This is a genomic window from Burkholderia latens (genome assembly GCF_902499045.1).
Taxonomy (GTDB): domain Bacteria; phylum Pseudomonadota; class Gammaproteobacteria; order Burkholderiales; family Burkholderiaceae; genus Burkholderia; species Burkholderia latens.
On record NZ_CABVPL010000001.1, the window covers coordinates 1 to 19,388 of the forward strand.

Here is a 19,388-nt window from a genome sequence, read left to right on the forward strand (position 1 = left end):
GAGCTGATCGAGCTGTTCGCCGACGACAGGCCCGTCGACGTGGAAGTCGACAGCGACGCGACCGAGCTGTCGGTCGAACTGAGGCCCGTCGACAACGAGTTGATGCCCGTCGAGGTCGACGTGGACAGCGAGCTGATCGAGCTGTTGGCCGACGAGAGGCCCGTCGACGTCGAAGTCGACAGCGATGCGACCGAGCTGTTGGTCGAGCTCAGCCCCGTCGACAACGAACCGATGCCGGTCGAAAGCGACGAGATTGCGCTGCTGGACGACGACACCGTCGTCGACAGCGAATTCACGGCCGAATTGGTCGCGAAGAGCTGGGAACCGTTGATTGCGTCGGTGCTGGTCGCCGTGATCTGACCTGCGGCGACGTTGGTGATCTGGCGCGTGGTGCCCGTGCTCGCGTTGCCGACACTGACGACGCTCGTCGGATTGCCGCCCGCGAACGTGGCCGTCACGCCGCCGATCGTACCGGTCGGCGTCGCGTTCGGCGTGCCGGTCACGGAGCCGCTGCCGAGCGCGATGTCGCCGGCGTGGTTGGCGATGGCATTCGGACCGATCGCGACCGAGTCGGTGCCGAGCGCCTGGCTGTCCGCGCCCGTCGAATTCGCGTGGAAGTACTTGATGCCCTGGCCGTTGATGCTGTCGATCGCCGAGCCGACGCTGCTCGCGGTCGACGTCGTGCCGTTCGCGTTGTACGTCGTGTACGAAGGAGCCGAGACCGTGCCCGTTGCCGGGTCGTAGCTCGCGCCGCCGCCGAGAGCTGCGGCGGTGCTGTTGCCGAGATTGTCGGTTTTGGTCGTGACCGAGCTGAGGCCGGTGGACAGCGAGCCGATACCGGTCGAGGTCGACGTGGAAAGCGACGAGATCGAGCTATTGGCCGAGGACAAACCAGTCGACGTGGACGTGGAAAGCGACCCGATCGAACTGTTCGCCGACGACAAGCCGGTCGACGTGGAAGTCGACAGCGAAGCAACGGAACTGTTGGTCGAGCTGAGGCCGGTGGAAAGCGAGTTGATGCCGGTCGAAGTCGACGTGGAAAGCGACGAGATCGAACTATTGGCCGACGACAAGCCGGTCGACGTGGAAGACGAAAGCGAAGCAACGGCGCTGTTGGTCGAGCTGAGGCCGGTGGAAAGCGAGTTGATGCCGGTCGAAGTCGACGTGGAGAGCGACGAGATCGAACTATTGGCCGACGACAAGCCGGTCGACGTAGACGACGAAAGCGAAGTAACCGAGCTATCGGTCGAGCTCAGGCCGGTGGAAAGCGAGCTGATGCCGGTCGAAGTCGACGTGGACAGTGACGAGATCGCGCTATTGGCCGACGACAAGCCGGTCGACGTGGACGACGAAAGCGAAGTAACCGAGCTCTTGGTCGAGCTCAGGCCCGTCGACAGCGAGCCGATACCGGTCGAAGTCGACGTGGAGAGCGACGCGATCGAACTATTCGCCGACGACAACCCGGTCGACGTGGACGACGAAAGCGAAGTAACCGAGCTATTGGTCGCGCTCAAGCCGGTGGAAAGCGAACTGATGCCCGTCGATGCCGACGTCGACAGGCTCGTGATGCTCGACGTCGTCGTGCTGGCGACCGCATAAAGCTGGCTGCCGTTGATCGCGTCCGTGCTGGTCGCGCTGACCAGGCCGGCGGCGACGTTCTGAACGCGCCGCTCCGCCCCGGCCGCGCCGACGCTGACGACACCAGCGGAGGAACTCGCGCCGGCATAGGTGCCAAACGTCTGACCGCCGATCGTCGTGCTGCTCACGGTGCCCGTGCCGCCCGTGGCCGCCGTTGCGGTGCCGGTCGTGGCGGCGCCCGAGCCGAGCGCGACCGAACCCGCCACGCTCGCGTTGGCGCCGGTGCCGAAGGCCTGAGCGTTGGCGGCGCTGGACACTGCCGTATCGCCGATGGCGATGCCGCCGGCGGTGGTAGCCGTGCTGCTGTTGCCCAATGCGACCGAGCCTTGGCCGGTCGCCGAATTGGCATTGCCGATCGCGACGGCGCCCTGGCCGTTCGATGCGTCGTTCGCGCCCAGCGCGACCGCGCCCGTTCCGATCGCCGAGTTCGGGTCGCCGATCGCGACCGCGCCGTTGCCCGTCGCCGTCTGGCCGCGGCCGATCGCGACGGCGCCACCCGCAGCCGTACTGCTGTTGGCGATCGTGCCGCTCGAGCCGATCGCGACGTTCTGCCCCGTCGCGCCGGAGACGACGCCGTCGCCCTGGGCGATCCCGTACGCGCCATTGACGGTCGCGCCGCGGCCGAGCGCGATGCCCGACGTTGCGGCCGACACGACGGACGATTGCCCGCCGATTGCGATGCCGTCCGACGCGGCCGATTGCGCGCCCTTCGTTGCGTTGCTGCCGATCGCGATCGCGCCCGCACCCGACGCGATCGTCGAGTTCGCCTGTGACAGCGGCGTCGTACCGTTGCCGCCGGCCCCGCCGATCGCGACCGAATTCAGCGCGTTCGCGGTCGAACCGAAGCCCAGTGCAGTTGCTCCGGTGCCGCTGGCCGTCGTTTCGAGGCCGGCCGCGACACCCCACAAGCCGGCGGAAGACAGCATGCCGTTGGCGACCGCACCGTTGCCGGTCGCCTGCGCGAACGATCCATAGACCGTGACGCCGGTCCAGAGATTGCCGTTGGAGTTACAGCCCGCGACGACCGAATACGTGCCGGAACCGTCCCCGGCCTGGTTTTGCGTGCCGCCCGGATTCACGCGGCCTACTGCGCTACTGCTTCCCGTGAGGCACGTCTGTTGGGTATTGAGCGTATTGGCCTCGCCGAGCGCCGGCAGCCCGAGGGCGAGTGTTGCCAGCGCAGCCGCCACGACGGCCGACTTGTTCGGCTTGCCTCGAGCCGAATCGTGTTCGGATGCCGCGACCCAGGCGCCAAGGGCTTCGTTCCAGATCGAGCGGTATGTGCGGTTCATTTCCTGCTACCTCCAAATAAGCACGTCACACACCGGTCTCTTTCGTTAGAGGAATCTGCCGGGCGCCCGCGCGAATCTCAAAATTGACGGGCGGAGTTTATTGGAGGGGCTATTTTAAGATTGACAAACAGTGAAAAATTGAAGGTCTGTAAAGTTAAAAGATGGTTAATGAATCTACTTTTGAAGTATTCGGGCGTAGCGGAATCGAAAATGTCGCTGGCGCCGAGTGTTGGGAGTGGTGTCGGTTGATGCGAGACTACAATCCCTTGAAAAATCAAAGGGTTGGCGGGTTGATGTGTGGTCTCCCGCACACTTCCGCACCGGAAAAGTAAGACGAATGAAATAGCAAACGTTTGCGCGTGCTTGGTATCTTTCTATTTTTTGAGGCTGCGCTGTTGCTAATTCGGCTCTGTTCCGTCAGACCGATAATTTATTAAGTTATATTTGGGGTGGCGATTTTTTATTGATTTAGCTGAGTATCAATAAAAGTGAATAAACGTCACTGGAATGCTGCCGGGGTATGCCGATTCGCGCATTGCGTCGGCCCGGCTCGCCCATGGCGCGGGCCTTCTGCCGCTGTCGCTTTCATGAAGTTGTAAAAAAGTGCAACGAGCGAATCCGTCGCGCTATCGGGATTCGTCTTTGGAATAGCGCGAATTGCGGGCATTCGTATGGTCGGTTCGGGGTGTCGATCGGGGACCTTGGCGCGCCGACCCGACCGGGCGAATGCGGAGGATTGCCTGCGTGCAAGATTCCCGCTCGCACAGGCGGGTCCCGGCGGCGCAGCAGACCGCCCCGGACGACCCGCGTGGAACCGCCATCCGCGCTGCCCGGTCCGCTGCCGTTCGCCGTAGCGTTACTTCCGCATGAAGCGCAGCGCCAAACGTGCGATGCGCGGCACGAACATCGGGCGCAGCAGTCGTTTGTCGTATCCGGCCATGCGCCGGTCGTTCTCGACGAGGCACAGCTCGATCAGTTCGCGCGGGTTCAGCGATTCGCCGATGTCCGCCGTGCTCGTGGCCGGAAAGTTCGCGTCGCGGGCGACACCGTCGGCGTCGATGCCGCGCGCGATGCTCACGCGCTCGCGGATCAGGAACGCCCACACGGCGGCGACGCGCGCGAAGAACCAGGGCCGGCGCCACCACGGCAGGTTGCGCCAGTACCATGCATACCAGTTGACGAAGAACAGGATGTGGCGGCCTTCCTCCTGGATCACGGGCTCGAAGGTCTCGACGAGTTCGGCCGGGAAATAGCCGGAGCGCTGCGCGGAACGGAACAAACCGAACGCGAAGAAGCTGTCGATGCACTCGCTGAAGCCGGTCACCATCCACGCCCACTCGGGATCCTTCGGCGCCGGGTAGGGCGGTTCGGGCGCGAGCTTGATCCCGTATGCCTCGACCAGCTTCGACAGCACGACCTTGTGCCGGGCTTCCTCTCCGCCGTCCATCTCGAGTGCGCGACGCAGCAGCGGATCGCCGACGGTGGCCGCGAACGTGGCGACGCGGACCGACGCGCGGCCTTCCGTTTGCACGGCGATGTCCCAGATAGGCAGCGACGTGAGCCGCTTCAGTTCGTCGGGCTTGAGCGGCGGCCAATCGATGACGGCCGGCTTGTATGGGTTGTGCGTGTCGAGCAGCATGCGGCAGAACATTTGCCTGTGCGCATCGGAACCGATCCTGACCGGGCCTTCGTGCTCGAAGGTCCAGTTGCGCATTGCGTGATCTGCTGCTGCATGTTCGTCCTGCAGCGTGTCGGACATGGCGTTGTTATGCGATTACGAGACGAAAGATTCTTGCATAGCTTACGTAATCGCGCATTCTCGTGCGGCTGTCCGCGCCGCGGCACGCCGTGTTCAGGCTTGCGTGTCGACCCACAGGCGTCCCCAGCGGGACGCATAGGCGAGCGCGTGTTCCTCTTCGAAGAAGAAGTCGATTGCGTCGAACGATACGGCGCGTGGCGACGGTCCGCCGCTCGCCTTCTCGATCGTCAGGTTCGCGGCGAACAGCCCGTTCGGCAGCCGGGCGGCGGCGGGGGCGACTTCATAGCCCTTGTAGCGGATCGTGCGGTTCATGGCGTGCGCATGGGAGGTTCGGGCTTTCAGCGTACGAAAACCCGTGGCCCGCGTGAACCAATCTTTCGGCCAATGCAAATCACGCTGTGCGCCGAATCGTTATCGGCACGGGAACGGGTATGGAGAGCGGATGTCGGCGCGATATTCGGCCAGCGGACAGCCGGATACGCACCGCCCGCGCGCGGCGACGTCGTCGGCCGGGCGCGGGCGGCGCAAAGGCGGGCGTTACTGGTTGGCGATCTTCAGCACGGGGGCGAGCGCGTCGACCGAGGCGGCATGCGTGGCCGCACGATGCGACGCGAACGCGAGCGCGAACTCGGCTGCCTGCGCGCCGACGGTCTCGAGCTGTGCGACGACCTTCGGATCCGAGCAGCTGTCGGCGCTGTCGAAGCGCGTTTCGAGCGTATTCACGGTCGCGCCGAACGGCGTCGGCCAGCCGCGCAGCGCGTGCACGATCGAACGCAGCGAAGTAAGCACGGTGCCGGCGGCCTGCCAGCCGTAGGCGGTGACGATCAGGCCGACCGCGCGGCCGTCGAGATACGGGCGCTCGTCGGCACGCAGCTCCTCGAGCGTATCGAGCGCGTTCTTCACGAGGCCGGACACGCCGCCGTGATAGCCGGGCGTCGCGATGATGATCGCGTCGGCTTCGCGTACGGTGTCGATCAATTCGCGCTGCGCGTCGGTCAGCGTTTTATGCTCGGGCGCATAGTGCGGCAACGTATGCAGGAACGGGCCGTCGAACAGGCGCGTGCGCGCGCCGGCGGCCTGCGCGCCGCGCAGCGCGAACGACAGCGCGCGCTCGGTCGACGACGCGGCCCGGGTGGTGCCGCCGATGCCGACCACGAACGGGCGGCGGTGTTGATCGAATGCAGTCAAGGGGCGCTCCTTGGGATGGCTTGCCCGGCTAAGCACAGGCTTAAAACCGGATGGTAACGACCCCGCCGCCACTCTGAAAACGACTTTTCGTTCTATCGATATGCGCGCCACGCGAGTCGGGCGTGCGCGCGGCGATGCAGATGAATAGCAGAAATGCTTGGTTGGGACCGCGCGCCGCGCTCGATAAGATGGGCGCGTCTCCTCCATGATGTCTCTACTGACATGGGTTGGCCCCGCCACGCGGATGCAGGCGGGGCTTTTTTTCGTCCGGTGCCGGGAAAGAGGGCGCGATGCGCTGGCATGACGCGCCCGCCGGCCGCAGCGTATCGGCAAAACCTTAATCGTCGCGCTTTGGCGTGCCGGCGCCGCCGCGCGCGAGGCGCCACGCGATCGTGCCGAGCACGCCGACCGCGACGATCAGCGCACCCCACAACACGTACCTGCGCGTCGCATCCGCATCGGCGGGCGACTCCGGCGGCATTGCCGACGCCGGCAACGGCGCACCGACGCGCGCAGGCCGCACTTCCGGCGCCATTCCGACCAGCAGCGCATCGCGGCCGACGGCCGACGACGACAGCGACGCATTGCCGACGCCGAGCGTGAACGGCGGCGTGCCGCGCGCGACGAAGGTCAGCGCGGCAGGATGCCAGCCGACCGCGACCGCCGGCTGACCGCCGCCGAGCCCGCCGTTGCGCATGTCGACGACGATCCGCCACGCGCGATCGGCGTTCGGCGCGAACGCCAGCGGCGCATTGCGCTGTTCGCCGCCCTTGCCCCGCAGCCGGAACAGCACGGCGCCTGCGATGTCGCGCCACGGCGCCTGCGCGTCGGTGCGGCTCTGCAACGTTGCGCGCGCAACCGTATTCGGTTGCGGCAGCTCGATGCGCACGCGGTCGACCGGATATGCGCCATCGGTGTCGAACAGGTACTCGCCGGGCGCACTGCCTGCGCGCATGTGCACGGCGTCGCGCCACTGGCGCGGCACGGCCGCGGTGTCCGCCGTATGCGCATCGCGCGGCTGCGTCTCGATGTCGATCGACCCGATCGCGGGCACGCCGTCGAGCCAGTCGAGCCGCACGTAGCGCGGCTGCGTGCCTTCGAGCGCGATGCGCTCCTGCACCAGCATGTCGCCGCCGCGGCCGACTTTGAGCAGTTGCGTGCTGCCGAGCGAGCGCCAGCTGCGCAGGTCGTCGCTCGCCTCGACGGCGACGCGCCCCTGGTAGCTGTCGTCGCTCACGTGCACGAGCAGCGCGTCGATTTCGCCGTCGGCATGCGACAGGTCGACGAGATCGGCCGAACGTTTCGCGCGCGGCGGCGCAGTGACGGCCGCGCGCAGCGAACCGTCCGGCGCGACCGACACGCCGAGCGGCGCACGAGTGTCGTCGGTGCGGGCCGGCGGCAGCGGAAACCAGCGCACCGGCGTGCGCGACGGCGGCACGGCTGCCGCGGATGGCGCGTCGAGCGAATACGGGACGGGCTCGCCCGCGGCGTTGAACACGCGCACGTCGCCGAGATCGCCGCGCCGGCTGGCCGCATACACGGCCTGCGGCACGGTGAGCTGGTAATACGCTGCGCTGCCGTCGAGATCCAGTGCGAAGCGCCGGGCGACGCGTTCGGCGCCGGGCGTGTCGCCGGCTGCCGCGAGCGACGTCAGCAGGCTCAAGCCGAGCAAGGCTGCGAGTCGTTTCATGACTGGGTGCCGTTCCGTTGGGCCGCGGCCTTCGGCGGCAGCGGCGAGAAATAGCCGATCAACAACAGCAGCACGCCGATGCCGATGAACGACACGATGCGTTCGATGCCGGTGACGTGCGACAGGTCGAACAGGAACAGCTTGATCACGGTGAGCGCGAGCAGCGCCGCGCCGACGAACCACAGCGCACGCGAGCCGCGGCGCGTGGCCCAGATCGTCGTCGCGAGCGCGCAGAGCGTCCAGTACACGGAAACGGACGCTTGCACGAGCGTCGATGCCGCCATCGCGTCGACGGCGTACGGCACGCCGGCCCAGTGATGCAGCGTGCGCAGCAGCAGCGCGTTGAACCACAGGAAGACGATCGCGAGCACCGCAAGATTCGACGCGAGCGGATGCGTGTTGACGCCGAGCGTCTTCAGGCGGCGCAGCCACGTCGCGAACGCGACGAAAATCAGCAGTTGCGCGACGTCGAGCGGATTGAGCAACGGCAGCCAGTAGAGCGGCGATGCGTCGCCGTCGCTCGCGACGCTGCCGACGCTCCACAGCCACAGCAGCGCGGCGAGCGGCGCGGCACCCCACACCTGATACGCGCGCGGGAACGCGGCGATCGGCCAGCGAAGGCGCGAGCCGGGGCCCGACACGAGCAGGAGCAGCGCGCCGAAGCCATAGGCCCATGCGCTCCAGCTCCACGCGCCTTCCGGCACGAACGTGTGCAGGCGCCAGAAGCCTTCGAGCGAGCACAATCCGCACAACGTCCAGAACATCAGCGTGTGCAACGGCGCGAGCACCTGCGTCGGGATGGATGCTGCGCGCGTCGCGCTCACGGCGTCGGTCGTCGTCCCCGCGGCCGCGACGCTGCGCGACTGACGCGACAGCAGCGCATAGCATGCAATGACGGCGACCGGCCACGCGAACGCGCCCATGCCGGACAACGGCGCTTCATGCGAATCGAACGCGCGCAATGCGAGCAGCGCGAGCACAGGCGTGAGCGCGAGCGCCGGCCATCCGGCGATCGGCCACGCGAGCTTGCGGCGCGCGACGTGCGCGAGCCACGCGGTGCCCGCGGCGAACAGCGCGGTCGCATCGACGACGAACCGGTCCGCATGCAGATCGACGTGGCGGCTTGCGTAGACAAGGATCTCGTGCAGCCCGCCGCTCAGCCACCACAGCAGCCCCCATGCCGCGGCGGCCACGCCCAGGTCCGGCATCCACGCGTGCCACGCGCGCGCTTCGTCGCGCCCGTGCAGCCACCAGCCGGTGAACAGCCCGGCGAGCGCGATCAGCAGCATCGCGATGTATGTACTGTTGAGCACCGGCAGCGCGTTAGGATCGGCCGGCCCGAGCAGGCTCGTGAAGAACGCGCCGGCCGCTGCGAGTTGCATCGCGACGCCGAAGCCGAACGGCGCGACGCGTCTCTCGCGCACGCCGACCCACACGATGGCCGCGCCTTCGATCGCCCACGCGGCGCTCGTGGTCGGGCCCGAGAACGCGAGCGGCACGGCGAGCGTCGCGAAGATCACGGCAAGCGCGAGCATCGCTTCGAACAGCAGCGCGAGGCGCGCGCGGCGCCGGGCGAGCCACGCGGCGATCGTAACGTAGAAGGCCGACAGCGCGACCGCGCTCCACGCGAGTACGAACGGCATGTCCTTCACGAGCGACGCCTGCAGCGCGGTCGCGACGATCGGCGTGCCGAACACGAGCGTGCCGTCCACATAGTGACGCAGCGCCAGCTCGCGCTTCACCGCGTACAGCAGCGCGATGCCGACGTACATCAGGAAGAACAGGATCAGGAACGGCTCGGTCGTCGCGAACAGCGCGGGGCGGTATGCGGTCACGCCCCACGCCGAGCCGACCGTGAACGTGAACACGAAGCCGAGCAGGTTCAGCGGACGCCACGCGTTGAACCACGCGATCGCGAAGATGCCGGCGTTCAGCAACGCGTAGTAACCGAACAGCGCGACGTGGCTGCCGTGCCCGGCCGACAGCAGCACCGGCGCGAGAAAGCCGCCGGCGCTGCCCATGAACGCGAGCGGCAGCGCATTCTGCTTCACCGCGAGGAACGCGCTCAGCGCGCATACCGCGACCATCAGCGGGAACGCCGCGCCGACGGGCAGCAGCGCGTAGAGCTTGGTCGCGGCGAAGATCGTCAGGTACAGCATGCCGACGCCGCCGCCCTGCAGCACAAGGCCGTACGCGGCACGGCGCGCGCGCACGCGCCAGCCGATCGCGAGCAGCGCGGCCGCGGCGAGCGCGGTGCCGGCCAGGCGGAATTCGATCGGCAGCATGTCGTTGTCGGCGGCGTACTTGAGCAGGAACGCGACGCCGAAGAACAGCACGATGACGCCGACGCGCACGACCGTGTTGCCGCCAAGCAGCCAGTCGCGCGCGGCATGCAGCGCGCGTTCGGCGATGCCTGGTTCGCGGGGCTTCGATGGGGGCCGCACAGTGGGACGCTGCGCATCGGTTGCGGGCGCATCCATCGAGGCGCCGGCGGCGACCGGTGCTTCGCTCGTTGGCACGGCGGCTGGCTGCGCGGGCGCCGGCGTCGATGTCGGCGAAGCCGCGCCGGCACTCGCGGCGGCGGGCGTTGCTGGCGGCGCGAGTGCCGTGTTGAAGGTTGCGCCGGTTGCGGCCTGCGTACCGGCGAGTTGCGCGCGCAGCATGTCGAGCTCGCGCGTGAGCGTATCGACGGTCGTCTCGAGACGTGCGACGCGCTCGGCGAGCGGCACGGGCCCGGGTGGCGGCGTCGCGGAAGTCGGCGACATCGCGTAGGTGCCGGGCGTCGCGCCGCTGTTCTTGCGCGCGCGCTGTTGCAGCTTGAGGCCGATGCCGAACCCGAGCGCCGCGCCGAGCAGCATGCCGGTGGCGGCCGGGAAATCCCCGAGTAATGCGGCAATACCGCCCACGATGAAACCGATTGCGGCAAAGGCCCAATTCATCGCCGAGCTCCCTCTCTCATTTCGTTATCGTCCTTCGATCGCCGCGCGGCCGATCGAGGCTGTTTCGGCATGGCGGCAGGCGAACCGGCATGCTTGCATCGCGGGCACGTCGGGGCGCGCAGGTGCGCGGCGACGTCGCGATCGGTGTGGCTGCCGGCAATGTATCACAGCGCCCATGCGGGATTTTCCGGGTGGCGGGCGGGCGCCAAAACGGGGCTGTTGCGCGCTTGTGGTGCACGGTTTTCGTACGACCATTCGCTTTGTCCGCATGACGCAACCGACACGGTCCGATCGGACGCGGAATTGTCGCAAAGCGACGGGCGCCCGATGCGGATTGGCGCAAAACGACACCGCTTTCGCGTCGCGCTGCTGCGCACAACGCCGACGTGCGATGCCCGTCGTTGCTGGCCGTGCGCGTATTGCGTCGCCGCAATCGGGTGGTGCCGGGCGCGGAGCCCCGCGTGGCGCGGCTGCCGGGCGTGTCGTATTTGCGCAAGCGTTTGTCGTAATTCGTCGGCAGGTCGGGGTTTTTTCTGGCAACTATGTAGGCACGCTAGGAACACGCGTGAGTCCCCGCTACACGAGGAGAAGGTTTCGATGGATGCCCCCAAGGTCGTGGTCGAAGGTCTGTGCAAGGTGTTTGGAAGCAACCCGCAACAGGCGCTCGACATGCTCGCCGCCGGTGCGACGAAAGACGATGTGCTCAAGCGTACCGGCCAGGTCGTCGGCGTGCACAACGTCTCGTTCGACGTGCAGGAAGGCGAAATATTCGTGCTGATGGGCCTGTCCGGCTCCGGCAAATCCACGCTGATCCGCCTCGTGAACCGGCTGGTCGATCCAAGCGCCGGCAAGGTGCTGATCGACGGGCTCGACGTCGCGTCGGCACGCCGCTCGGCGCTGACCGCGCTGCGACGCAAGGACATGAGCATGGTGTTCCAGTCGTTCGCGCTGATGCCGCATCGCACCGTCGTGTCGAACGCCGCGTTCGGTCTCGAGGTCGCGGGCGTCGGCAAGAAGGAACGCGAGCGCCGTGCGATGGAAGTGCTCGAACAGGTCGGTCTCGCACCGTTCTCGCACAAGCTGCCGTCCGAGCTGTCGGGCGGGATGCAGCAGCGCGTCGGCCTCGCCCGCGCACTCGCGGTGAACCCGTCGCTGATGATCATGGACGAGGCGTTCTCCGCGCTGGACCCGCTCAAGCGCCGCGAAATGCAGGACGTGCTGCTGCAACTTCAGAAGGAACAGCGCCGCACGATCATGTTCGTGTCGCACGACCTGGAAGAGGCGCTGCGCATCGGCAACCGCATCGCGATCATGGAAGGCGGCCGCCTCGTGCAGGTCGGCACGCCGCAGGACATCATCGCGAACCCGGCCGACGATTACGTGCGCGCATTCTTCGACGGCATCGACACGAGCCGCTACCTGACGGCGGGCGACCTGATGCAGACGGGCGCCGTGCCGATCGTGTCGAAGTGCGATGCCGCAAACGTCGCGGCCACGCTCAACGGCAGCGCCGAATACGCGTTCGTGCTCGATGCGCAGCGCAAGATCCGCGGCTTCGTCACGCGTGACGCGATCGGCCAGGACACGCCGTCCGTGCGGCCGATCGAGAGCATCCGCCGCGATGCGTCGCTGGAACACGTCGTCGCCCGCGTCGTCGCGAGCCCGAATGCACTGCCCGTCGTCGACGACGACGGCTGCTACTGCGGCTCGGTCGACCGTGCACTCATCCTGAAGGCCATCACGCGTTCGCGAGGCTCCCATGTCTGAAATGATTCCGCTCGGTAGCTGGGTCGACCAGTCCGTCCATTACCTGCTCGACCATGACGCGGCGACGTTCGATGCGATCGGCCGCGCGATCGAAGGGCTCGCCGCACTCGTCGAGCACAGCCTGCAGGCGATCCCGATGTGGCTGATGATGGCCGTCTTCATCGGCGTGGGGCTGTGGCGCGTGGGCTGGCGCTTCGCGCTGTTCACGACGTTGTCGCTGCTGCTGATCTTCGCGACGGGCTTCTGGGACCAGACGGTCATCACGCTCGGCCTCACGCTGTCGTCGACGATCATCAGCCTCGTGCTCGGCATTCCGCTTGGCATCTGGGCCGCGAAGAGCAAGTGGGTCGCCGCGATCGTGCGTCCGATTCTCGACCTGATGCAGACGATGCCCGCTTTCGTCTACCTGATTCCGGCCGCGATGCTGTTCGGCCTCGGCCGCGTGCCCGGGATCCTGTCGACGGTGATCTTCGCGATGCCGCCGGCCGTGCGTCTGACGAGCCTCGGTATCCGCCACGTGAACCGCGAGATCGTCGAGGCCGGCCAGGCATTCGGCTGCACGCCGTGGCAGCTGCTGTACAAGGTGCAGTTCCCGAACGCGCTGCCGTCGATCATGCAGGGCGTGAACCAGACGATCATGATGGCGCTGTCGATGGTGATCATCGCGTCGATGGTCGGCGCGGGCGGCCTCGGCAACGACGTGCTCGCGAGTATCCAGCGTCTCGACATCGGTCTCGGCTTCGAAAGCGGTCTGTCGGTCGTGCTGCTCGCGATCATTCTCGACCGCATCACCGAGAGCTTCGGCCGCGCGCCGGGCGCCGCGAAAGCACCGCTGTTCTCGGGCCTGAAGCAGCTGTTCCGCGCGAAGGCCGCGCCCGTTCAAGCCTGATTGACCGGCGGCCGGCTCGTCTGCCGGCCGCCTTCCCCGTTTCGACACCGGCTTTCCGCTGCGTATGCCGCGGGGCTGGCGCCCTGCAACCTGCTCAACCGTTCGTCAGGAGCCCGATGTGACGTCCGCCGCCGCTGCCGCCGTGCCTGCCGCCTGCGTTTCACCGGTTTCGTCGCTTGCCCATTTCGGTTTTCTCACGCTGCCGAACTTTTCGATGATCGCGTTCTCGAGCGCGGTCGAAGTGCTTCGGATGGCGAACTACGTAGGACGTGCCGACCACTACCGGTGGTCGATCTACTCGCTCGACGGCGCGCCCGTGCATGCGAGCAACGGGATCGCGGTGCGGCCGACACAGGCGCTCGACTACGCGAACCTGCCCGACGTGATGATCGTGTGTGGCGGGATCCGCATCCGCGACGTGGTCGACGACGGTGCGCGCGACACGCTCGCGGCGCTCGCCGAGCGCGGGCTGCCGCTCGGCGGCATCTGCACCGGCGCGTATGCGCTGATGTCGAGCGGGCTGCTCGACGGCTATCGCTGCACCGTGCACTGGGAAAACCTGTCCGCGCTGCACGCGGAGTTTCCGCAGGTCGGGTTCGCCGACGAGCTGTTCGTCGTCGACCGCGACCGGCTCACCTGCACCGGCGGCACCGCGCCGCTCGACCTGATGCTGAACCTCGTCGGCATGCGCTTCGGCCAGCAGCTCGCCGCGCAGGTGTCCGAACAGTTCATCCTCGAGCGCATCCGCAGCTCGACCGACACGCAGCCGATTCCGGTCGATGCGCGCGTCGGCTTCTCGCGCGCGGAGCTGATCGAGGTCGTGCGGCTGATGGAGGCGAACATCGAGGAGCCGCTGTCGCTCGAAGAACTCGCGCGGCTGGTGCGGCTGTCGCAGCGGCACCTGCAGCGGATGTTCAAGGTGTACCTGAACGTATCGCCGACCCACTATTACCTGACGCTGCGGCTGAAACGCGCACGCGACCTGCTGCGCACGACCGACGCGTCGATCGCGCGCGTGACGACGACGTGCGGTTTCCATTCGCCGTGTCACTTCAGCAAGGCGTATCGCGCGCAGTTCGGTCACGCGCCGAGCTACGAGCGCCGGCTGCCGGGACGCTGACGCGACCGGCGCGAACCCTCTGGTCCGCGACGCCGCCGGGATCGCGGCGCGCGGCTTCGACCATCGATCCCGCACCCATGAAAAACGACGTCACTTTGAGGAGAAGACAGATGAAGCGCCTATTGATCGCAGCGGTATGCGGGATCGGGATTGCCGCGCCGACGTCGGCCGTTTATGCGGCCGACCCGCCCGTGTGCAAGAACGTGCGCTTCGCGGACGTCGGCTGGACCGACATCGCGGCCACCACCGGCCTCGCCGCGACGATGCTGCAGGGGCTCGGCTATACGCCGACCAAGACGATCGCGTCGGTGCCGATCACGTTCGCCGGTATCAAGAGCAAGCAGATCGACGTGTTCCTCGGCTACTGGTCGCCGACGATGGATCCGATCATCCAGCCGTTCACGAAGGCCGGCACGATCAAGGTGCTCGCGACGCCGAACCTGACCGGCGCGAAATACACGCTCGCCGTGCCCGACTACGTTTATCAGGGCGGCCTGAAGTCGTTTGCCGACATCCAGAAATACGCGGACAAGCTCAACGGGAAGATCTACGGGATCGAACCGGGTAACGACGGCAATGCGCTGATCAAGAAGATGATCGACGGCAACCAGTTCGGGCTCGGCAAGTTCAAGCTGGTCGAGTCGAGCGAGGCCGGGATGCTGGTCGAGGTGAATCGCGCGATCCGCGACAAGCAGTGGATCGTGTTCCTCGGCTGGGAACCGCATCCGATGAACGTGCAGATGAAGATCGACTACCTGAGCGGCGGCGACGACGTGTTCGGCCCGAACTACGGCGAAGCGAAGGTGCTGACGGCCACGCCGCCCGACTACGCGCAGCGCTGCCCGAACGTCGCGAAGTTCGTGTCGAACCTGCAGTTCACGACGTCGATCGAGAACCACGTGATGGTGCCGATCATGAACAAGGAAGACCCGAACAAGGCCGCCGCCGCGTGGCTGAAGGCGAATCCGCAATCGCTCGACAAGTGGCTGGCCGGCGTGACGACGATCGATGGCAAGCCGGGCCTGCCGGCGGTGAAGGCGTATCTCGGCGTGCATTGAGCAATACGTGCGGGCTTGCCGGCTGCGGCCGGAAGCCCGGTGCCGACACCGAACCGCCGGCGGCAGGGCTGACGTCCTGCTGCCGGCGGTTTTGTCGTTTTCGAAGGGGGCGCAAACGGCGCGCGAATCGTGCGTTAGACTGCTCGATCTCGATCGGGGGGGCCGCAATGATTCGCAGCGCACGTATGGCATCCGGATGGCGGCACGCCGGCAGCCGGCCGAATCGCGCGCCTGCGTGCCGCGACGATCGTCGCAACGGGACGCCGCCGCTCGCCGGCCATTCATTCGCATGAACCGCATCGAGCGACTCGTCCTCGCCGCCGATCTCGCGGGCACGGCGGTGTTCGCGATCGAAGGCGCCAATGCGGCGATCCACGCCGGACTCGACCTGTTCGGGGTCATGGTGCTGTCGCTCGTCGTCGCGCTCGGCGGCGGCGTGATCCGCGACCTGCTGATCGGCGCGCGACCGCCGAGCGCCGTGCTCGACTGGCGATATCCGGCGCTGGCATTCGCGTCCGGGCTGCTCACGTTCGTCTCTCATGCGCGGGTCGCCGCGTTCTCGCCCGCGCTGCTGACGACGCTCGATGCGGCCGGCCTTGCATTGTTCGCGGTCGCCGGCGCAGTGAAGGCGCTCGAATTCCGGATGCATCCGTTCATTGCCGCGTTGATGGGTGCGGTCACGGGTTGCGGCGGTGGGGTCGTGCGCGATGTCCTGCTCGCGCGGATCCCCATCGTGCTGGTCGCGGATATCTATGCAAGTGCGGCGCTGCTCGGCGCGGCGCTCGTCGTGTCGTCGCGGCGCGCCGGATGTCCGCCGGTCGTCGCGGCCGTGCTGGGCGGCGTCGCGTGCTTCACGTTGCGCATGGCGGCGGTGCGCTATGGTTGGCAGTTGCCGAAGTTGTCCGCCGGCGCGTGATCGGGGCGGTTCCCGGACCGCTTCGTCGCCGCCGGCACGTCGAACACGCGATCGAACGCCCACTGGAACACGAACGCGTAGCAGAAGAAGAACGTGAACAGTCCGACGTCCACGACGAGTGCGTCGAACCACGAGATGTCGAGCCACCACGACACGACCGGCACGAGAATGAAGATGAGCCCGCCCTCGAAACCGGTCGCGTGCAGAATCCGCCGTGCGAGCGTTCGCCGCGGCTGCCGGCGCGACGCTTCCCACCGCTCGAACAGCGCGTTGAAGATCATGTTCCACAGCATCGCGATCGCCGACATCGTCACCGACAACGCGCCCGAATAGACCAGGCCCTGCTTGAACAGTGCAGCGATCACGGGCGAGATGCAGAAAACGGCGATCGCTTCGTAGAGCACCGCCTGCATGATCCTGCGCGGTAGGCCTTGCACGTTGTTCCTCCGGTTCGACGGGGTTGCGGCGGCACGATGCCGCGACGTCCTGCAAGGCTAGCCGCGTTGCGCGCGTGCTTCAATTCACCTAATCTCACCCGGATTGAATCGAATTCACCCGGCCGGCAGACCGGCCCGCGAGGCTCCGTGTTCTCGAAAATTCCCCTGACCGCATTGCGTGTATTCGAGTCGTGCGCGCGGCTCGGCACGTTCAAGGCGGCCGCCGACGAACTCTCCGTGACGCCGGCGGCCGTATCGCATCAGATCAAGTCGCTCGAAAGCCGGCTCGGCGTGCTGCTGTTCGAGCGCGGCGCGAGCGGCGTGCGGCTCACGGAAGAGGGCGAGCGCCTGTTTCGCGCGTGCCACGACGCGTTGCTCGCCATGAGCCGCGGGCTCGATGCGGTGCGGCCGGCGGCGGCCGACGCGCGCACACTGGTATTGACCACGACACCCGCGTTCGCGGCGATGTGGCTGATTCCGCGGCTCGGCCGGTTCCGCCGTGTCGATCGGCAACTGCACATCAAGGTCGAAACCGGCAATGCGCTCGCCGATCTCGAACGCGACGCACGGATCGACCTCGCGATACGCGCGACGTCGCGCACCTTTGCGGCGCTGCACGAGATCGCGTTGATCGACGAGTATTTCGGTGCGTACGCGGCGCGCGATTTCGACGTCCGTCGTGCGGACGAGCGGCTGGAGCTGATCGAAACCACGTGGGATACGCCGCTGCCGGTATCGATCGACTGGGCGTCATGGTGCCGCGCGGCCGGTCGCGAAGCATGGCTCGAGCGCGCGGTGTTCCGCCATTACGACGACGAGCACTACGCGCTGCAGGCGGTGCTGCACGGGCAAGGCATCGGACTGCTCAGCTCGGTGCTGGCTGCCGAGCACGTCGAGCGCGACGTGCTGATGCCGATCGACGCGTCGGTGCGGCTCCCCGGCGCGCGCTTCGTCGCGCTGTGCCGGCCCGGCAGGGAACGCGAGCCGCAGGTGCGCCGGTTTCTCGACTGGCTCGAAGCGGAAATCGCGCAGACGCGCGCGGCGGTCGCGCGGATCGCGCCGCGCGCTTGAAGCAACGGTTCAGCGCCGGCGTTGCGCGCGCAGCGCGCGCATCGCGTCGTTCGTCACCCGAAGCGCACGCAATACACCGGCGGCAAATGTGCGGAAACCTGTCGCCAGTGTTCGCCGCCATCGTTGGACGTCCATAGCCCGCCCGTCGTCGACGCGATTGCGAGACGCGCGCCCGTATCGTCCACCGCCAGCCCGTGCCGATACACGAGGTCGTAGGCGGGCGCGGGCGGCAAGCCGTCCGACAGGCTCTCGAAACTGCGGCCGCCGTCGCGCGTGCGCGTGACGACGAGCCGGCCGTTCACCGGAATCCGGCATGCATCCTTCACGGCCGGCACGAACCACGCGGTGTCGGGATCGCGCGGATGCACGGCGACCGCGAAGCCGAAGCTCGACGGCTGCGCTTCGATCCGCTGCCAGTGCGCGGCGCCGTCGGTCGAGCGGAAAATCGCGCAGTGATGCTGAGTCCACAGCACGTCGGGGTTGGCCGCGCACTGGACGACGCGATGCGGATCTTGCACGTTCGGCTCGCCGCGCCGCTCGGGCGGCATGTAGTCGGCTTCCATGCCGTCGGCGCTGACGCGCCACGTCGCACCGCCGTCGAAGGTTTGCCACACGCCGCCGCACGAGATGCCGATCGTCACGTGCCGGCTGTCGCGCGGATCGACCATCACCGAATGGATGCCCGGCGCATCGTAGCCGCCGCCGAACCACTCCGGCCGCTCCGGGCGGTCCCACAGCGCGCGGTTGAGCGCCCATGAATCGCCGCCGTCGGCGGAGCGGAACAGTCCGCCTGGTATCGTGCCTGCCCACAGTACGCCGGGCTCGTCGGCGCCACCGGCTTCGAGCGACCAGATCTGCTGGAGCGTCCACGGCGGGCGCGGCGGAGCGGGCGCTTCGTCGGCGTCGGCGGCGCCGCCGGCGCTTGCGTGTGCGCCGGTGTCGGCGCGCGGCGGGTCGGCGGGCTGAGGCGGGTAGACGGGCACCGCGCATTCTTCCCATGCGGGCGCGCCGGCGCGGCGGCGATGCAGCTTTACGCCGAAATGGCCAAGGTTGAGCGCTGCATACAGCGTGCCGTCGCGCGGGTCGGCGAGCGCCATGCTGACCGGTTCGCCAATGAAGTCCGGTTCGCCGAGCGCCCAGCCGCCACGACCGTCGGCGTGCAGCACGAACAGGCCCTTGCGGGTCGCGACGAGCAGTCGATCGTTCATGTCGGGTGTCTCCTTGGGCTCGATCGGGCGCGTGCTTCGATGCGGATATGCCCGTTATCCGCCGGACAATGCCTGCACGACATACACGCGGCTGTCCGCGCCGAGCGGATCGGACAGGCGCTGCCGGTCGCGTACCGGGTGGCCGTCGATGAACACCGACAAGTGCTTTCGCAGCGCGCCCTGATCGTCGACGATATAGCCGCGCAGCCGCGGTTGTTCGCCGAACACGGTTTCGAGCGCTTCGGCGAGCGTGCGGGCGCCGACGTCGCGCTCGGGCGTGTCGATGTGCCGCTGGATCGACGCCGCGAAGAAGAGGTGAGCCATGTCAGTGGCTGGCAGCAGCCGCGCAGGGGGAACGGTCTGTAGTGTAGGCGATCGATCGGGCCGGTAGCGAGCGGCATTGCCGTAAGGCCGGC

At 67.5% G+C, this 19,388-nt stretch carries 14 protein-coding genes and 1 pseudogene; 6 read left to right on the plus strand and 9 right to left on the minus strand.

Annotation, left to right across the window (positions count from 1 at the left end; translation table 11 throughout):
- From BSE24067_RS00005 to BSE24067_RS00030, 6 genes are all read right to left on the minus strand, one after another.
- Positions 1 to 2,930: ESPR-type extended signal peptide-containing protein (locus BSE24067_RS00005; RefSeq protein WP_302478993.1), on the minus strand; the 2,930-nt coding region annotated here is incomplete at its 3' end.
- A gap of 856 nt (positions 2,931 to 3,786) precedes the next feature.
- Positions 3,787 to 4,689: a ferritin-like domain-containing protein gene (locus BSE24067_RS00010; protein WP_151063074.1), complete on the minus strand. Its 903-nt coding sequence runs from the start codon at positions 4,687 to 4,689 to the stop codon at positions 3,787 to 3,789.
- A 93-nt stretch (positions 4,690 to 4,782) separates the two neighbouring features.
- On the minus strand, positions 4,783 to 5,001 hold the full coding sequence (locus BSE24067_RS00015) for a hypothetical protein (protein ID WP_006749916.1): 219 nt from the start codon (positions 4,999 to 5,001) through the stop codon (positions 4,783 to 4,785).
- Positions 5,002 to 5,226: 225 nt separating this feature from the next.
- Positions 5,227 to 5,877: an NADPH-dependent FMN reductase gene (locus BSE24067_RS00020; protein WP_151063072.1), complete on the minus strand. Its 651-nt coding sequence runs from the start codon at positions 5,875 to 5,877 to the stop codon at positions 5,227 to 5,229.
- A 337-nt stretch (positions 5,878 to 6,214) separates the two neighbouring features.
- A complete protein-coding gene (locus tag BSE24067_RS00025; protein WP_151063069.1) occupies positions 6,215 to 7,567 on the minus strand; it encodes a DUF3999 domain-containing protein in 1,353 nt (450 codons plus the stop codon).
- On the minus strand, positions 7,564 to 10,506 hold the full coding sequence (locus tag BSE24067_RS00030) for a DUF2339 domain-containing protein (RefSeq protein WP_151063067.1): 2,943 nt from the start codon (positions 10,504 to 10,506) through the stop codon (positions 7,564 to 7,566). The genes BSE24067_RS00025 and BSE24067_RS00030 overlap by 4 nt, the downstream gene beginning before the upstream one ends.
- A gap of 308 nt (positions 10,507 to 10,814) precedes the next feature.
- On the opposite strand from BSE24067_RS00030, the pseudogene BSE24067_RS00035 reads away from it, so the two are divergent.
- The 5 genes and pseudogenes from BSE24067_RS00035 to BSE24067_RS00055 all read left to right on the plus strand — a co-directional run.
- A pseudogene (locus BSE24067_RS00035) lies at positions 10,815 to 12,273 on the plus strand (quaternary amine ABC transporter ATP-binding protein); the annotation flags it as partial.
- Positions 12,266 to 13,162: a choline ABC transporter permease subunit gene (gene choW, locus BSE24067_RS00040; protein ID WP_151063066.1), complete on the plus strand. Its 897-nt coding sequence runs from the start codon at positions 12,266 to 12,268 to the stop codon at positions 13,160 to 13,162. The pseudogene BSE24067_RS00035 and the gene choW, both read left to right, overlap by 8 nt.
- A gap of 118 nt (positions 13,163 to 13,280) precedes the next feature.
- Complete coding sequence (locus BSE24067_RS00045) at positions 13,281 to 14,282, plus strand: GlxA family transcriptional regulator (RefSeq protein ID WP_151063064.1); 1,002 nt, start codon at positions 13,281 to 13,283, stop codon at positions 14,280 to 14,282.
- A 110-nt stretch (positions 14,283 to 14,392) separates the two neighbouring features.
- Positions 14,393 to 15,340, plus strand: coding sequence for a choline ABC transporter substrate-binding protein (locus BSE24067_RS00050; RefSeq protein ID WP_040138662.1), 948 nt, complete (start codon positions 14,393 to 14,395; stop codon positions 15,338 to 15,340).
- Positions 15,341 to 15,629: 289 nt separating this feature from the next.
- Positions 15,630 to 16,256, plus strand: coding sequence for a trimeric intracellular cation channel family protein (locus BSE24067_RS00055; RefSeq protein ID WP_151063062.1), 627 nt, complete (start codon positions 15,630 to 15,632; stop codon positions 16,254 to 16,256).
- On the opposite strand, the gene BSE24067_RS00060 is transcribed toward BSE24067_RS00055, so the two are convergent.
- Positions 16,217 to 16,693 (minus strand): PACE efflux transporter, encoded by a 477-nt coding sequence (locus tag BSE24067_RS00060; protein ID WP_151063060.1) that lies wholly within the window; start codon positions 16,691 to 16,693, stop codon positions 16,217 to 16,219. The two genes, BSE24067_RS00055 and BSE24067_RS00060, sit on opposite strands and share 40 nt — an antisense overlap.
- Positions 16,694 to 16,840: 147 nt before the next feature.
- On the opposite strand from BSE24067_RS00060, the gene BSE24067_RS00065 reads away from it, so the two are divergent.
- Entirely contained in the window at positions 16,841 to 17,764 is a 924-nt protein-coding gene (locus BSE24067_RS00065) for a LysR substrate-binding domain-containing protein (protein ID WP_151063058.1), read from the plus strand.
- A 53-nt stretch (positions 17,765 to 17,817) separates the two neighbouring features.
- On the opposite strand, the gene BSE24067_RS00070 is transcribed toward BSE24067_RS00065, so the two are convergent.
- Both BSE24067_RS00070 and BSE24067_RS00075 read right to left on the minus strand, forming a co-directional pair.
- The gene (locus tag BSE24067_RS00070; protein WP_151063056.1) at positions 17,818 to 18,972 is read right to left on the minus strand and encodes a WD40/YVTN/BNR-like repeat-containing protein; all 1,155 of its coding nucleotides are present in this window, start codon (positions 18,970 to 18,972) and stop codon (positions 17,818 to 17,820) included.
- 54 nt (positions 18,973 to 19,026) lie between these two features.
- Positions 19,027 to 19,296, minus strand: coding sequence for a MoaD/ThiS family protein (locus tag BSE24067_RS00075; protein WP_151063054.1), 270 nt, complete (start codon positions 19,294 to 19,296; stop codon positions 19,027 to 19,029).
- Positions 19,297 to 19,388: the final 92 nt, after the last annotated feature.

Excerpts from the sequence above, each read along its gene's own strand:
- BSE24067_RS00010 (WP_151063074.1), bottom strand. The coding sequence starts at position 4,689 with ATGTCCGACACGCTGCAGGACGAACATGCAGCAGCAGATCACGCAATG.
- BSE24067_RS00015 (WP_006749916.1), bottom strand. The coding sequence starts at position 5,001 with ATGAACCGCACGATCCGCTACAAGGGCTATGAAGTCGCCCCCGCCGCC.
- BSE24067_RS00025 (WP_151063069.1), bottom strand. The coding sequence starts at position 7,567 with ATGAAACGACTCGCAGCCTTGCTCGGCTTGAGCCTGCTGACGTCGCTC.
- BSE24067_RS00030 (WP_151063067.1), bottom strand. The coding sequence starts at position 10,506 with ATGAATTGGGCCTTTGCCGCAATCGGTTTCATCGTGGGCGGTATTGCC.
- choW (WP_151063066.1), top strand. The coding sequence starts at position 12,266 with ATGTCTGAAATGATTCCGCTCGGTAGCTGGGTCGACCAGTCCGTCCAT.
- BSE24067_RS00050 (WP_040138662.1), top strand. The coding sequence starts at position 14,393 with ATGAAGCGCCTATTGATCGCAGCGGTATGCGGGATCGGGATTGCCGCG.
- BSE24067_RS00055 (WP_151063062.1), top strand. The coding sequence starts at position 15,630 with ATGAACCGCATCGAGCGACTCGTCCTCGCCGCCGATCTCGCGGGCACG.
- BSE24067_RS00070 (WP_151063056.1), bottom strand. The coding sequence starts at position 18,972 with ATGAACGATCGACTGCTCGTCGCGACCCGCAAGGGCCTGTTCGTGCTG.
- BSE24067_RS00075 (WP_151063054.1), bottom strand. The coding sequence starts at position 19,296 with ATGGCTCACCTCTTCTTCGCGGCGTCGATCCAGCGGCACATCGACACG.